Annotated in this window: 15 protein-coding genes and 1 tRNA gene; 5 read left to right on the forward strand and 11 right to left on the reverse strand. The window is 40.7% G+C overall.

Annotation, left to right across the window (positions count from 1 at the left end; all coding sequences use genetic code 11):
- The first annotated feature begins 55 nt into the window (after window positions 1-55).
- Both BB781_RS04460 and BB781_RS04465 read left to right on the forward strand, forming a co-directional pair.
- On the forward strand, window positions 56-1,732 hold the full coding sequence (locus BB781_RS04460) for a sensor histidine kinase (protein ID WP_164997772.1): 1,677 nt from the start codon (window positions 56-58) through the stop codon (window positions 1,730-1,732).
- Window positions 1,729-2,046, forward strand: coding sequence for a heavy metal-binding domain-containing protein (locus tag BB781_RS04465; protein ID WP_094227298.1), 318 nt, complete (start codon window positions 1,729-1,731; stop codon window positions 2,044-2,046). Before BB781_RS04460 ends, BB781_RS04465 begins: the two co-directional genes overlap by 4 nt.
- On the opposite strand, the gene BB781_RS04470 is transcribed toward BB781_RS04465, so the two are convergent.
- The 10 genes from BB781_RS04470 to priS form a co-directional block, all read right to left on the reverse strand.
- Window positions 2,032-3,654 (reverse strand): PAS domain-containing sensor histidine kinase, encoded by a 1,623-nt coding sequence (locus BB781_RS04470; protein ID WP_094227299.1) that lies wholly within the window; start codon window positions 3,652-3,654, stop codon window positions 2,032-2,034. The genes BB781_RS04465 and BB781_RS04470 overlap by 15 nt on opposite strands.
- 388 nt (window positions 3,655-4,042) lie before the next feature.
- A tRNA-Ser gene (locus BB781_RS04475) sits at window positions 4,043-4,156 on the reverse strand.
- 54 nt (window positions 4,157-4,210) lie between these two features.
- On the reverse strand, window positions 4,211-5,431 hold the full coding sequence (locus BB781_RS04480) for a TIGR00375 family protein (RefSeq protein ID WP_094227300.1): 1,221 nt from the start codon (window positions 5,429-5,431) through the stop codon (window positions 4,211-4,213).
- 6 nt (window positions 5,432-5,437) lie between these two features.
- Window positions 5,438-6,214: a proteasome assembly chaperone family protein gene (locus BB781_RS04485; protein ID WP_094227301.1), complete on the reverse strand. Its 777-nt coding sequence runs from the start codon at window positions 6,212-6,214 to the stop codon at window positions 5,438-5,440.
- Window positions 6,202-6,375 (reverse strand): RNA-protein complex protein Nop10, encoded by a 174-nt coding sequence (locus tag BB781_RS04490; RefSeq protein ID WP_094227302.1) that lies wholly within the window; start codon window positions 6,373-6,375, stop codon window positions 6,202-6,204. The genes BB781_RS04485 and BB781_RS04490 overlap by 13 nt, the downstream gene beginning before the upstream one ends.
- 7 nt (window positions 6,376-6,382) lie before the next feature.
- Complete coding sequence (locus BB781_RS04495; protein ID WP_094227303.1) at window positions 6,383-7,180, reverse strand: translation initiation factor IF-2 subunit alpha; 798 nt, start codon at window positions 7,178-7,180, stop codon at window positions 6,383-6,385.
- A 16-nt stretch (window positions 7,181-7,196) separates the two neighbouring features.
- A complete protein-coding gene (locus BB781_RS04500) occupies window positions 7,197-7,373 on the reverse strand; it encodes a 30S ribosomal protein S27e (protein ID WP_094227352.1) in 177 nt (58 codons plus the stop codon).
- A gap of 8 nt (window positions 7,374-7,381) precedes the next feature.
- On the reverse strand, window positions 7,382-7,660 hold the full coding sequence (locus BB781_RS04505; protein ID WP_094227304.1) for a 50S ribosomal protein L44e: 279 nt from the start codon (window positions 7,658-7,660) through the stop codon (window positions 7,382-7,384).
- Between the two features lie 29 nt (window positions 7,661-7,689).
- A complete protein-coding gene (locus tag BB781_RS04510) occupies window positions 7,690-8,397 on the reverse strand; it encodes a hypothetical protein (RefSeq protein WP_094227305.1) in 708 nt (235 codons plus the stop codon).
- A complete protein-coding gene (gene priS / locus BB781_RS04515) occupies window positions 8,384-9,559 on the reverse strand; it encodes a DNA primase catalytic subunit PriS (RefSeq protein ID WP_094227306.1) in 1,176 nt (391 codons plus the stop codon). The genes BB781_RS04510 and priS overlap by 14 nt, the downstream gene beginning before the upstream one ends.
- Before the next feature lie 97 nt (window positions 9,560-9,656).
- Between priS and rqcH the strand changes: the two genes are divergently transcribed.
- From rqcH to BB781_RS04530, 3 genes are all read left to right on the forward strand, one after another.
- Window positions 9,657-11,651, forward strand: a complete 1,995-nt coding sequence (rqcH, locus tag BB781_RS04520) for a ribosome rescue protein RqcH (RefSeq protein ID WP_094227307.1) — start codon at window positions 9,657-9,659, stop codon at window positions 11,649-11,651.
- A gap of 57 nt (window positions 11,652-11,708) precedes the next feature.
- Entirely contained in the window at window positions 11,709-12,749 is a 1,041-nt protein-coding gene (locus tag BB781_RS04525; RefSeq protein ID WP_094227308.1) for an mRNA surveillance protein pelota, read from the forward strand.
- A 519-nt stretch (window positions 12,750-13,268) separates the two neighbouring features.
- Window positions 13,269-13,829: an acetate uptake transporter gene (locus tag BB781_RS04530; protein ID WP_094227309.1), complete on the forward strand. Its 561-nt coding sequence runs from the start codon at window positions 13,269-13,271 to the stop codon at window positions 13,827-13,829.
- A gap of 250 nt (window positions 13,830-14,079) precedes the next feature.
- Here BB781_RS04530 and BB781_RS04535 read toward each other — a convergent pair whose 3' ends face one another.
- A complete protein-coding gene (locus BB781_RS04535) occupies window positions 14,080-14,952 on the reverse strand; it encodes a DNA integrity scanning protein DisA nucleotide-binding domain protein (RefSeq protein WP_094227310.1) in 873 nt (290 codons plus the stop codon).
- Window positions 14,953-15,076 lie beyond the last annotated feature (124 nt).

Consider the following 15,076-nt stretch of genomic DNA (forward strand, 5'->3'; position numbering starts at 1 on the left):
AATTCTTTTTGCCGTAGTAGTCCTGCTTTTGATAAGTTCTATATTTTTCCTTTGGATGAAGACGAATATAGATGTCAGATCGGTCGTTGAGGAGCAATACCAGAATCAACAACTCTTATTGACACGTCAGATATCCAATAGTATAGAACGGTCCCTTAATGAAAAGGTATTGTTGCTTGAGGTTATTGCAAAAAAGGATACGGGGGTCCCTCCTGATTATTATAAGTCGGATCTTAAAAGTGTATATGATGTTGCAGGCATGTTCTATGTAGTGGAATATGTTGCAGCGAACGGAACCATAGTGTCAGGCTACCCTGACGAATATGTGCCTTATGGTCTGAATCTTTACGAATCTAATCAACATCGTGCCTTTGAAATGGTAAAGGCGAGCAAGGATGTTTATATCACAGAGCCCCTGAAACTCATGGAAGGCAATTATGGTTCTTTCATATGGATTCCGGTTTTTGAAGGTGATAAGTTCAGAGGTGCTTTTATTGCTATTATCCATGAGGCTGACCTTAAAAGCAGATACGTTGTAGAATCTAATTCATCAAGCTATGCATATCTTCTTGATGAACGGGGCAGGCTGCTATATGATGAATCAGGAAATTATAAGAGAGGCACCAATTATGCTGAGCTACTTGGTTCGGATTCTCCGGGACTGGTTGACATTATTTCAAAACAGGTTAATGGAAGTGAGGGGAATGGGAAGTACTTCGTCCTTGATAACGGCAGTGTGGTCGAGGAAAGGCTTGTATCATATTCTCCTATAAACTGGTATAACCAGAAGTGGTCACTGGCTATCACCAATCCTTCATCAGAGGTGGACAGATTGATCGTATCTGTTTACCTGAAATTGTTTATTGTGGCGGTTGTCTCGGTTATCTTTATTGTTTTTGTGAGCTCGTTTGTTGTTGTCATTATTTTCAACTGGAGCAAGAGCCTTGAAAAAGAGGTAGATGAAAAGACCCAGGAGCTTAAGGAATCAAATAAGTCACTTCTGGAAGTAAACAAGAAGCTCAAGGAGCTTGACAGGTTAAAGACGGAATTCCTTTCAATTGTTTCCCATGAACTTAAGACACCTCTGACTGCAATGAAAACATCAAGTGAGTTCTTGCAGGAGAATGATGGATGTGATGTTTCTCTGAGGCATCAGATGCTTGATATTATTATAAGGAACATCGATCGCCAGTCCCGGATGGTTGATGACCTTCTTGATATTTCAAGAATTGAATCCAACAGAATGAGATTCCATAGAGAACCAGTTGATATTGAAGAGACTATAAAAGTCTCTCTTGAAGTGCTTGACAGTATCATCAAAGAGAAACATATGACTATTTTAGTAGAGGTTCAGGATGACCTTTCTTTGATCAATACTGATAAGGACAAACTTGTACAGGTGTTTGTGAATCTTTTGAACAATGCTGTAAAGTTCAGTAAGAAAAAAGGTATTATTACAATTACTGTTGAGACTGAGGATGACATTGTAAAGATAAGCATAAGTGATAATGGAATTGGTATGAGTTCCGAAGAACTCGAAAGGATATTTGATAAATTTTATCAGATAGACAGTACTTCAACCCGCAAAGTTGGTGGAAGTGGTCTTGGCCTTTCAATTGTCAAAGGTATTATCGAAGGCCAGGGTGGCACGATAATTGCCAGAAGTGAATTGGGTAAGGGTAGTACCTTTGTTTTCACGTTGATAAAGCAGGATATTGAGGAATATAAATGATTGTAACGACAACAGGCAGAATCGATGGAAAAGAACTTGAGATCATTGGCGTGGTATTTGGGAACACCGTGCGTGCAAAACATATAGGAAGTGATATTGCAGCCGGCCTAAAGAATATCGTTGGCGGGGAATTAAAAGGTTATTCTGATATGCTCTCGCAGGCACGAAAGGAGTCATATGATCGAATGGTGGAAAGTGCAGAGAAACTTGGAGCAGATGCAATTGTGAGTGTAAGATTTACGACATCCCAGACTATGGCTGGTGCAGCCGAGCTGCTTGCTTATGGAACTGCAGTTAAGTTAAAGATGGTCTGAATGTTTTTCAGGTATCAGGGGAATTACAAAAGTAAAATTGCTTCCTTTGTTTATCTCACTTTCAACCTGTATGTTTCCGCAATGCATCTCCACGAATTCCTTCACGATCATAAGTCCAAGACCGGCACCTTCAAATTTACGGCTGAGTGAAGAATCAATTTGGGTGAACGGCTGGAATAATTTATCCATATCATATTTTTCAATGCCGATACCTGTGTCTTTGACAGATACTTTTAACATTTTTTCATCCTTGGATATGCTAATTTTGATATCTCCGTTTTCAGGGGTGAACTTAATAGCGTTATTTATAAGGTTGTAAAGAATTGTCTTTATTTTATTCTTGTCAGCGTGTATTGTTTCTATGTTTTCATCAAGTTCAAATTCCAGGTTAATCTGCTTCTTTTTTGCCATTGGTAAAGTTGAATTTTCTATATCTTTTATTATTACAGGGGCAGAAAACTCTTTTATATCTATTCTTATGTTTCCTTCTTCAATAGATGAGAGCTCTATCATAGAGTTGATCAAAAGGAGTAGACGGTTACCGCTTCGTTTGATAATATCAAGGTATTGTTTCTGACCTTCATTTGTAGTTCCTGCATAATCCTCGTAAAGAAGGTCTGAATATCCGATTATAAGGTTTAGGGGTGTTCTGAGTTCATGGCTGACATTGGAAAGGAACTGTCGTTTGGTACGATGGACATTGTCGGATATAAATTTGGCAAAAACAAGTGCTTCTTCAGCCTTTTTCTGTTCTGTGATGTCGTTTCCTGACGAAAGTACGCCTGTAATGTTATCATCATCATCCTTTAGGAATATGTTATGCCAGGCAAAGGTCCTTATCTCATTTTTAATCAGGACCGGAGCTTCAAAATAAGGGAGAATTTTGATTTTTCCTTCCATCAGGTTTAAATAGTCGTTTTTACCTTTTTCCCGGAATTCTTCCGGTAGTGATATGTCAAACCAGTTCTTTGATATAAGCTCATGCTCTTGATACCCAAACAGTTCACATCCCTTATTGTTTATTAGTTTGATTTTTCCTTCCTTGTCAATGGCAAGGATGATTACTCCCACAATACTGAGGTATTTTTGCGCCTTGTCTCTTTCTTCTTTGAGTTTGAACTCAACTCTTTTCAATCTGGCAATATCAACCATCAAGCCGTTAATACCCACGAATTTCCCATTTTTGATAAGGGGACGGGATGTTGTATGGACATAACTTATTGTTCCATCCTTTTTGATGATTCTGAACATATATGGTTTATGTTCTCCAGCAACTGTTTTTATGATGTCTTCAAGTAGTCCGGGAACATCGTCCGGGTGGACATGTTTTGTAAAAAGAGTTCCAATAACTTCTTCAACATCGTAACCGGTTATGTTCTTTATGGCAGGGTTGATGTATGTGAAATAACCGTCTGCATCTACTGAGAAAAGTACATCGTTGAGGTTGTTAAGTCTTTCAGAGTAAAACTCTTCAACATCTCTTAATTTAGATTCAGATGCTTCTAATCTGGCAGTTAACTGTTTTATTGTATCTTTGAGTTCTTTTTTTGTAGTCTGACAAATCCTGTTATCAGCTTCATTGAATGACTTCTGATCTTCTGTTATCATTTTCGAGTAGCTCGTTACATGATTATTATATTGATTTTACGGGTTATATCCATTTCAGGTTTTTATATTTTGTTCCTGGATAACGGGTGTCTATAATCACAAAGGCTTTTGATGAAATTAGTTAAGTTTTCATTGTCTGAAAAAAACTTAATTAACATGTGGCAAAGAAAGTATTAAACGCAATATCTGCGTGTTTGTTGATTTAAACCCTATATATTATGAACTGCAATTAATATCTGAGACCATTTTTGTTTTAAAAAATTCCCCATGTACCTATCTCCAATGTATTATTTTTATGGGATACTATATAAATTTTTATGTAGATTTGATAATAATTACAGGTAATTCAGATTATTCTGCATTAAATAAGAGATGTTTAAGGACAACACGCCGAGGTTGGGATTTGAACCCAAGCACTCCTTCCGGAGAAACCGGTCTCGAGCCGGTCGCGTATGGACTCCAGCGCAATTGAAACTGGATTAGTCCGCTCTGCCACCTCGGCACTTGGCACTTTGCTTTGAAGGTCTTAATCTATTAAAATGTATCGTGGGGATGTCTAAAAGTCAAAAAGGGAACTCTGGTTCTTTTTATAGGGTGTGGTATCTACTTTCTGTAATTCTTGTGGTATCTCTATGCGGCCGTACTGGCCTCCGCCGCCGGGATGAAGTATCAGTCTCTTTTCCCTGAAAGCAAGTATGGCATTTGTAATACGTTTATCTATAAAATCCATCTCGATTATCTCGGCAGTCTGGAGGACGTTCAATTCGTTGCCATATCTTTCCATGAGCTTGTTCCATGCACTTTGCACACCTTTAGTGTTTATGCTTGCGTGCCCAAGGGCCGTCATGATTACTTCGGATAGGGGCATCAGGTGTACATAAGGCGGCCGGTGTGGCGGGTGTTTTGGCTCATCAAAATCTGCAAGTTCATTTACTCTGTCCTTCACGCCTTTTTTGATAAGTCCTCCACAATTGGCACACTTCCAGTTGGTTGAAAGGCATTGTTCAAAACTGTAATGTTTAAAACATTTGATGCAGGCGGATTCATTATATTTGCCTTCATGAGGGTAGAATCCTGCATTATATGTGACTCCATAACCCTCTTTTCTCTGGATTGCTTTTCGCAGTCCTTCAAAGGAAACTTCAGGAACGTTTATTTGATTGAATTCCCGTGCAAGTTTGTTTGACCAGGGGGAATGTGCATCGGAGTTTGAAAGGAAAGTCAGCTTGTGTAGTTCTTCTATCCTGTCTGCATAGTCACTGTCAGCACTCAGGCCAAGTTCAAGGAACGAAACATAATAAGTCATATCTCCATAACAACTTTCAAGTGAATCGTGGTACGCATATAATGCAGTCCAGGGAGTGAATGCATGACAGGGCCCAATCATTGCATCTATATCTTTTGCAATCTCTGCGAGTTCACATCCGTCAAGTTTGACTGTGGGTCTTCCATCCGCCTTCAGATTGGCATATTTGCTTAATCTCTCAACAAGCTCTTCAGCTTTTGAGATGGATGGTAAAAGAAGCAAGTGGTGTACTCGGTTGTTGTCTTCAACTTCGGTAGTGATTATAAAATTGGTTTTCCCGATGGCTACAGTTTCATCATTTACTGCCGCCTTTTTAATATCCTTTAACCAATCGGGATATGTACAGTCTCCGGTTGCAATCAGATCGATACCTTTTTTCGCCGCTTCCTCTGCCATTACTGGCAGCTCCATTTTATTCGAGCAAGCCATAGAATATTTGGAATGCAGGTGAAGATCGGCATTGATCAACATTTGATTTTAACCAATATACCTTAGATCTTCGTCCCTGGCAGTGCTCATATCTGGCATTTCTTTTTGTTGCTGTTCCACTTCCTTAAGCCTTGCAACTATCTTTTCCATTTCCTTGGCACGTTCTTCAAGAGGTCCTACATCAATATCTATTTCAAATATCTTACAGATGACTTTGAGTAGCGATTGTGCACTTTTCGGATCAACAAGGTAGCCGGAAGTAAGTCCCATAAGGCATGCCGCATCAATATTCTTTAATTTGCTCATGCCAAGCAAAAGTCCGGAAGCACCAACTATTCCTCCTCCGGGCTCGTTTTCCTTGAAATTGATTCCATATTCCTTGAGTTCTTCAACAAGTTTTATGTTGTTCACTGCACCGAGTACTTCCTCAGAATATGTTAGTTGTCCGGTTGGGAATCCGCCGAGAGTATATATTCTCTGAACTCCGAATTCCTGGGCAATATCAAGGTAGAGCGTACAAAGTTTGTAATGTCCTTCTGTGGAGGAACTCTGGTGATCTCCTATGAGTGCCAGTATATCATGCTTTTCCGTCCTGCATACATACATCTCATTGTTTACCAGGTGGACCTCACTGTTCTCATCCACAAGAACCTGTGGAGGAAAATGATGGGAATATATCTCAAGTATTTTTTCAGCATCGAGTTCTTCGACCAAGTGTTCAGCAACAAGTTTTCCAACATGTCCTACACCAGGAAGTCCTACGATGAATACTGGATTCTTAAGCTGAACATCTTCTTTGATGCGAATTACTTCTATTTCCTGCATAGATCTCCCTCTTTCCTCGCTAACCTGCGATATTTTCCATAAGGGTCTTTGGGAGAAAATCTTGCAGGCTGTGGTCTAACAGTATTTAATCTACATTTCTGGCAGACGGTCTCCAAAGTATATCTGCCACAGTTCCTGCATCTGAATATATTTTGTCCCAAAGGAATCTCACGCCTTTACGGTATCATTGTGCCTGTGGAATTCGCCTTTTCCACCAAGCTTTTCGATAGTTTCGATGGCTGCTGTTGCAGACTTCTTCAATACGGATTCGGCTTTCTTATAGTCAGGAGCTATCACCTTTATGCGATATCTTGGAGCACCGGTATAACTGATGTCTACTCTGATCCCTTCTTCCTCAATGCTATTTCCAGCTTCAAGGGCTTCCTTAATAATCTCTATCCCATCGGGGAGATAGCAGTTGAGGTCTATGAATCCTGCGATATCTACAAAAGGCAATTTGATGTTGTGCTGAGCGACCTTGACAATACTGGTGACAAGTTTTTTCTTCATCTTTAATTCATTGAAAGCATCCTCTGCATTAATGACCGCTTCTTCAAATGCGGAATGAAGACTTCCAAAACTTTCCAGCAACTTGAGCTTGACCTTATCCATCTCTTCTTCGCTGGTTCCAGTTTCCTCTGCAACGAACTGAAGCCATTTGAATGCCTTCTGCTCGTTCTTCCAGTCCTGTATCTTTGCACGTTTCTGATGCTCGTTAACATCTTTAAGGGACAGATCAATGTGGCGGCGTGAAGTGTCTACATTAAGAACTTTGCAGACTACTTTCTGACCTTCACGCACATGGTCTCTTACATATTTGACCCATCCGGCCTTAATCTCCGATATGTGGATAAAACCTTCCTTTCCATCGAATTCTTCAAGGGTTGTGTATGCACCGAAGTCCGTGACGTTCTTTACGGTACAAACAACAAAATCCCCGCTTTCGGGCCAACTATTGTCATCCATTATAAATCACTTTTATTTACTCTAGAACTTCAAGTATGTGTGTTGTGATTGTTGATTTTCCGCCTGTAGGTTCAGCTAGTGTCCTTCCGCATACAAGGCATGTTACCTTGCGGCTTGCACTGCCAAATATTACCTGCTCGTTCTCACAATCATTGCATTTTACACGTAAGAATCTGCTTTTTGGTTTTTGCATCATTTAAATCACTCCGAAAAATCAAATTTCTTTGCTCTGAAGCATGGTCTCTGGTGTGCCTTGCCGCATTCTGAGCATCTGTATCTGAGCCATATCCTCTTTGTTGGTTTATCTCCACCAGGCACCTTTGAGAATTTACCACTGTTTCCAATTCCGCTCTGGCGTTTCTTCTGTCTCTCGATGTGCGTCAGTGACGATGCTTTTCCCTTCTTTACTCTCTCCACAACATGCTCGGTGTGTTTTTTGCAGGAAGGGCAATGTGTTCTGAATCTCTTTGGAATCTTCATTATCTTCACCTTGATAAGTTGGATACTTTCTATAGGATCATTTGCGCGACGTTCCGTTTGATAAGTCCTTTTGCATTAAGGGCAGGTAAAACGATAACATCTTCGCCATGTAATGTGTAATTGCGATTATCCATAGCCTTGAAAGTAGGCAGGTCCTCCAGTATTCGCACAACAACGAATTCTTTATTTATATTACTTTTGCCTATTTGCTCTTTACTACTTCTATCATCCACATGACTGATACCTATCTGCTGGTCACCTTCATAAAGGTCTGCTTGCACATTCTCTTTTTGCTGGGCACCTATATTATTCTTGTCTATGCCTAGTTTAACATGCTTCGCTTTATTTATCAGTGCCTGTGGATCCAATATCGGCTCAAGTGATTCCTTGCGTGCTGTATTGATGGCTGAAAGTACAGCATCGTATACTTTTCTTTCTTCAGGCAGCAGCTTGTTCATGTCCTGGGATGGGGACTTGCTGGAAAATGCATTGTTTGTTGCGCGGGTTACTATCTTCTTAAGGCGGCGTATAAATATCAATTCAACATCTGTGATTGCACTCTGTAATTCATCCTGAAGCATTTTTGACTCAACAGAGCGTGGATTGTTTATATTGACTATCTCTTCTTCAAGCTCCTTTACGTATTTCTCCACATCCTGAAAAAATCCAGGATGCAGCGACTTGAGTGCTGAGCTGCTTTCTTCTCTAAGTATATTCTTCAGTTCAGTGCGATCCATATTCCGCCACACCTCTGCACATAAGATATACTGCGGCATACTCCGGTACTTCCTGTATGCCTTCCTCAACCATGAGGTCCTCTCCTTTCATCTGCACAGCAAACGGTTTCATTACTTTTATTTTTACCGACTTGTCACTGAAAACAATTGCATCGTTTAAGGGTTCAAACTCTTCCAGTTCCTGGATTGTGAGCGCCGTGACCTTCATCCCCGATTTCCCGTGCAGTGATCCCGGGAGACGTATCAACCGTTTGATATCTGCGGTTACAGGCTCGTCAACACATGCAGCCATCTGGGCGATACCTTGCTTAACTATTGTTTCCAGTATCTCCTTCTTAAAGTTACCAAGAGCATCCATCTTGCCTTTTCTCATGGATTCAACACGTGATTCATCCTGAAACAACTCTATGAGTTTCTCCGCCTTCTTCTCCCCAATTCCTTTGAACCCTGTAAGTATCTTAATAGCATCCTCATCTCTGGCAAGGGATGAGATGTATGATATGAGGTAGCGGTTGATTCTCCCACCCCATCCGCCTTCATCTTCGGATGGAAATACTGCCATTTTTGCAGATTCCGTTCCGGCATCCCCTGAAATCTCCTTTTTGGAGAATATCTTTTCAAGGTCAAGGCCTTTGGAACTAACATAATCCACAATTTCTCTTCTCTCTGCACTTCCCAGTGAAAGCACAGATTCGTCACTTATGTGGAAGTGATACCCCCTACCTCCGGAAAACACGGCATGGACTTCGTTTTCCCTAAATCCGAAATCCCCGGTTAGGAATTCAAGGAGTTTTAATGTCTCTTTTTTCCCTTTCTCAAGCATATCGGCATATGAATTAATGCTGCCGGGCAGATGGTCTGAATCAATATCAAATATAAGGTCTGCCTTTAACCAATTTTTTTCCTTCATCTTCGGAGCACCAGGGTACTCATAGTATGCAACAGAATAGTATGCATGTGCGGGGCCTATGCCTCTTAAATAATCATGAAGTTCTCCTTCTGATCCAAATGCGCGGTGCCTCTTCATAAAAGTATCCTGCTCACTGGTAAACTCAATGAATCCCCATTCCCTTGAGGCAAATTCAGGCGGCAGCCTTATGTCTGCCCGGAAATAGTATTTCTGGAATGCAGATACTATATATTGTCTTGTACTCTCATTCATCTGATGCCTGTATCTCCTCGCTGGAACTCATGATCTGGTATTAATCTATTTAATGCGTCATAAACCTTATAGTCACCATCTACATTATAGTCCACGCATGAAGAAGGAAATGACAAGTGCTGATGTGGCTGCCCTTGCACTTGAGCTTAGCTCTGGTGAGACATCTATCATTGATGCCAAGATAGCTAAAATATACCAGCCAGCAACAGATGAGATCAGGATTAACCTTTTTGTTTATAATAAAGGCAGGGATAACCTTGTAATCGAGGCCGGAAAGCGAGCCCATATGAGTCAGCATCTCCGTCTCAGTCCTAAGCTTCCGCAGTCATTCCCGATGCTGCTCAGAAAACACATAATGGCAGGACGCATCACATTTGTCAAACAGTATGACTTTGACAGAATACTGGAGATTGGTATTGTACGTGGTGGTGTGAACACTGTTCTTGTTGTAGAATTATTCTCTCCGGGAAACATTGTTCTTCTGGATTCGGAACGAAATATTATACTGCCTATGAAGCCTGTGACCTTCAAAGGGAGAAGGATACGCAGTGGGGAGGTCTATCAGTATCCTGAAGCCCAGATAAGTCCGGTGGATGCAGGAGTTGAGGACCTTGAAAAAGTATTCTCCATCTCAGATGCAGATGTCGTGAGGACCATTGCTACCAGATTCAATCTGGGTGGTGTCCTTGCTGAAGAGGTATGTGCAAGATCAGGTATCAATAAGGCCCAAGTCGCAAAGGATGTGGGTCCAGATGGTATCGCAGCTATCATTGCCGCATTAAAGGATGTATTCTCACCTCTTCTGTCGGGAACCCTGAAGCCATGCGTGGTCAAAAAAGATGTCAAAGGGGAGATGCAGGTATTTGATGTGCTTCCTTTTGAGCTTGGCATTTACAGGGATTATGAAAAAGAGTTTTTTTCCACATTCAATGCTGCTCTTGATGCCTCCTTTGGGAAAATGTCCGCGGAATCTGTGCAGGAGCAGGCTACAGCAGTCAAAAAGGAAAAAGTCGATATATTTGAACGCAGGCTCCACAAACAGCAGGAAGCAATCGAGAACTTCGGGAAGGATGCTGAGAAGCAGACCCAGGTGGCAGAAAAGATATATGCATATTACGTTGAAATCGAATCGATACTCGGTGTTCTTAATCAAGCCCGCTCAAAGGGTTATTCATGGGATGAGATTAAGTCCGTTCTCAAAAAGGCAAAGGACAATGTTCATGCAGCAAAGTGGATAGTGAGCATTGACTCTGCGGCTGGGAATATTGTCCTTGATCTTGATGGTACAAAAGCTACTATAGACATCAAATTGACCATTCCTCAGAATGCCCAGGTTTATTATGATAAGGCTAAAAAACTTACCCGGAAAAAGGATGGGGCCCTGAAGGCCATAGAGGATACGAAAATTGCAATGCAAAAGAGGGAGAAAAAAGTATCAGACAAGAGAAAGGTCAATACAAAGAAATATTGGTACGAGCGCTACAGGTGGTTCATGTCCTCAGATGGCTTCCTGGTGGTTGCAGGAAGGGATGCTGATAGTAATGAGGAACTTGTGAAGAAATACATGGAAAAGCGTGATGTGGTTTTCCACACGCAGGCCGCAGGTGCTCCTATCACAATTATCAAAACCCAGGGCAATGATGTGCCGGAACAGACTCTGCAGGAAACTGCACAGTTTGTGGTGTCTTATTCAAGTGTCTGGAAATCCGGGCAGTTCAGTGGTGATTGTTACTGGATAAAGCCTGAGCAGGTATCAAAAACACCAGAATCAGGCGAGTATCTTAAAAAAGGTTCCTTCGTTATCCGTGGTGAGCGAAATTACTTCCGGGATGTGCCAGTAGGTGTGGCCATTGCCCTTCAGCTTGAAGGTAATACTCGGGTTATAGGAGGGCCGTTGTCTGCTGTCAGCAAATATGGGCAACATGTTGTGGAGGTGGCTCCGGGCAAGTTCAACCAGAATGACGTAGCGAAAAAGATATACAAAATATACGTCGATAAATTAAAGGAATCCAATTTTGTAAAACAAATTGCTTCCCCTGACAAGATATCAATGATGCTCCCACCAGGTGAATCTGATATCAAGGGGCAGTAATGGACTTTATATTTTATCCGTACACTGAGTAGAATAAAAATATCCGAAGGTGTTACAATGAGGGTGGTAAAAAGATATTTGAAAGGCAGAGAAGGTGAAATAACACTTGTTCCTGAAACACTGGATGACCTATGGCACCTGAAGTATATTATCGAGAAAGGTGACTTCGTTTTTGCCCTGACCAAACGAAAAGCTGATGCTGTTGCTGACAAGCTTAGGCCGGAAAAGGTCGAGAAAAAGAATGTGAGGCTTGGCATTAGGGTAGAGGAACTTGAGTTTCACAGATTTTCAAATCGCCTGAGAATACACGGTCTTATTGAACAGGGGATGGATGCTGGTCATTATCATACTTTCAATGTGGAGGAAGGCCTTGATCTTTCTATTACAAAGACCTGGAAAAAAGACCAGCTCGAACGTATCGATGAAGCAGAGGCAAGTTCAAAACGCCCGAAAGTTGTCATAGTTGCCATTGAAGAGGGGGATGCAGATATCGGTCTTGTGCGCCACTATGGTATAGAGGTATATTCTCATATAAGTCAGTCCTCTGGAAAGGGCGAAGGCTCTCTCAGGGATGTATTCTTTCAGGAAATTGCCGGGCACCTCATCCATGCGGCATCAGAGTCTGAAGCTATTGTAGTTGCAGGTCCTGGATTTACAAAAGAGGATTTCCTTAAATACCTGCAGCCCAAAGAACCAGAGTTGTTCTCAAGAATCGTTACTGAAGATACGTCTTCCATTGGAATGTCCGGTTTCCAGGAGGTATTGAGGCGCGGGGCAGTTGATCGTATAATGGAAGAATCACGTATTGCCCGTGAGTCCCGTCTGATGGACGAGTTACTCAAGCAAATAGCCATAGATGGTAAGGTTGCCTATGGTATCGAAGAAGTAAAAATAGCCCTTGATTATGGCTCTATCGAGACGCTTCTTGTGGCCGATGAAATGTTGAGGATGGAACGTGAAAAGGGTGGTATTGACTCTTTTTTACAGGAAGTGGAGAATACGCAGGGTAAAATAGTTGTTTTCAGTACAATATTTGAGCCAGGCCAGAAATTGCTTGCACTTGGTGGTATTGCTGCACTGCTGCGTTTCAAGATATAAGTAAGTTTCAAGTAATGTTTCTGATCAGTCGGATTTGATACGTTACTTATTTTAAACGAAGGCAACATTATATTCTATGCTGTTATATAATCTTTTCGGGTCTGTTTTGTGTGGTTTGTACACAACAGTTCGAAAGATTGCTATTTGTGTTTATATATTTGTACTGTAATGAATTTTTAACATCTACTAGGTTTTTTTTAGTGTTTTAACACAAAAAAAGGTTTATCTATACTTTATATCTTTTTTCAAGCTATTTAAACGGTTTATTTCGTAAATAAACTCTCTTTTTTTATTATCCCATTTTGTAATAATCAAAAATGATATATACTTCTATTCTAAAGTCCTTATCTGGAGGTGAAATTGGTAACACTTGAAGGAGGTAGCAAGCAGTTACAGTATTTACAAAATTCGATGGAGATAATATTTCTGGCAGTTTATTTAAAGTCAGTATAAACAGTTATAATACAATCAAAATTAATTAACAGTTATATAATACTTATATTAGGGAAGTGATATACTATGGAAGGAGAAATTACAATTAAAGATACTACTGCAAGTCCTGCCCCACTGGGCTTCTTCGGTCTAGGATTTGCAGCTACATTCCTTGGATTAATGGTAATGGGAATATTCGCTGATTCTGTAATGGTTGTTTCAACGGCAATATTCCTGGGTGGATTTGCTCAGTTGATTGCCAGCCTTGAACTCTGGAAAAAAGGAGACACTTTTGGTGCATCTGCATTCGGTGCATTTGCTCTGTTCTGGTTCTCCTGGGCATTTATCCAGATAGCTACATCAATAGGAATGTTTGGCGGAATAATGCCTGCTATGAGTTCAGCAGCAGGTTTCTGGTACCTTATAATATGGGGTATCATAGCAACACTATTGACTATCGTAACCTTTAAGATCGGCGTAAAGGCAATAATCTTGACCTTCATACTGTTGGACCTTACTTTCTTCAGCATTGCTCTTGTTGGCGGAATGGTTGCAGGGATAATAACCCTTCTCCTTGGTCTTGCTTCACTCTACACTGCAATCGCATTGATAATGGATGAAGTCGGTAAGATAAAGCTGCCATACTAAGGACATGAATATTTTAGCATAAAAGGCCGGCAATATGCCGGCAAAACTTTTTAGATATTTGTGCAGAATCTATGTATTCTTGTTTAACGGATGCACAAAGCGGCTATATTGAAAAAAAGTTTAATAACTTCAGCCGTGCGATTTTTCAATTATCCTATATATCCTTCTGATAGCTTATATTTATTTTAAACCAACGTTCACTTTGCTGATAGACGTGCCTCTCTTTTTATAAATACAGTCTTTTGAATCATTAACACATACGTATGGCTCTTTCCGTTGACTCGATATGTATAAGTTCCTTTCCGTCCATGTAGATGTGCATAACTCCTCCAGATTCCGAAACAGTTATTGCAATAGAAACCGTATCTCTGGTAATTGCAGCAGCCGATACGTGGCGGCCTCCAAGGCCTTTTTCAACAGAAATGTCTCTTGCGTCTACATCCAGGTATCTTCCGGCAGCCTCTATTTTCCCTTCTTCCGATATGATAAAAACGCCGTCAAGCTGAGCAAACTCTTTAACGGATTCCCAATTTTTCTTATCCAGTATGTTTCTGTCTTCATCTTTCTGCCCTGTATATGGATTCAGGATCATCTGGTGTGAGCGTATCATGACTTCTTCAGCATCGCCCACAATGAATGCCGTACCTATCTGTTTGCTTTCGCGTCCTGTATTTGAAATATCAAAAGCCACTTTTAGTACTGCACGCAGTATGTCTGAAGAGATCCTTTCTTCACACTCCGCCAATTTTTTCACAAGATGATTGTCAGCAAGATTGTGGACAATAATAGCATATGAGTCCTTGCTTTCTATTATTCCGACCACTGTGCCTTCTTCAATTTCTTCCATCATAAACTCGATAGCTGAGATGTTTTCTACGTATTCTGTTTTCCCTGCAGCCTGCTGACCTATCTTATCCAGTGTTTCTTTGAAATGCTCTTCCTTTGTCTTGCTGCTTGTCACCAGGTGATCAATAAGGTTCTTTTGCTTGCGGATCGCAAAATATACTGGTATAGATGTCTCTATCTTACCAAAAAACACCTCGCCTGATATTATGATGGCCGTAGACTTCAGTCTTTCTGCAAGCCTTACAGCAGCGTTGACTACTAGCTCTGTACTGTCCAAATTATCCCCTCAGTTTTATATCAACGATAAAACTATTAAAACATAATATATTATATATCACGTTTTTATAAATAAAACTTCTTCAGTAGCGTTATTAATTTAAGTATCCACTATAAATGATAAT

Origin of the sequence: Methanolobus psychrotolerans (assembly GCF_002243045.1) — an archaeon.
Taxonomy (GTDB): Archaea; Halobacteriota; Methanosarcinia; order Methanosarcinales; family Methanosarcinaceae; genus Methanolobus; species Methanolobus psychrotolerans.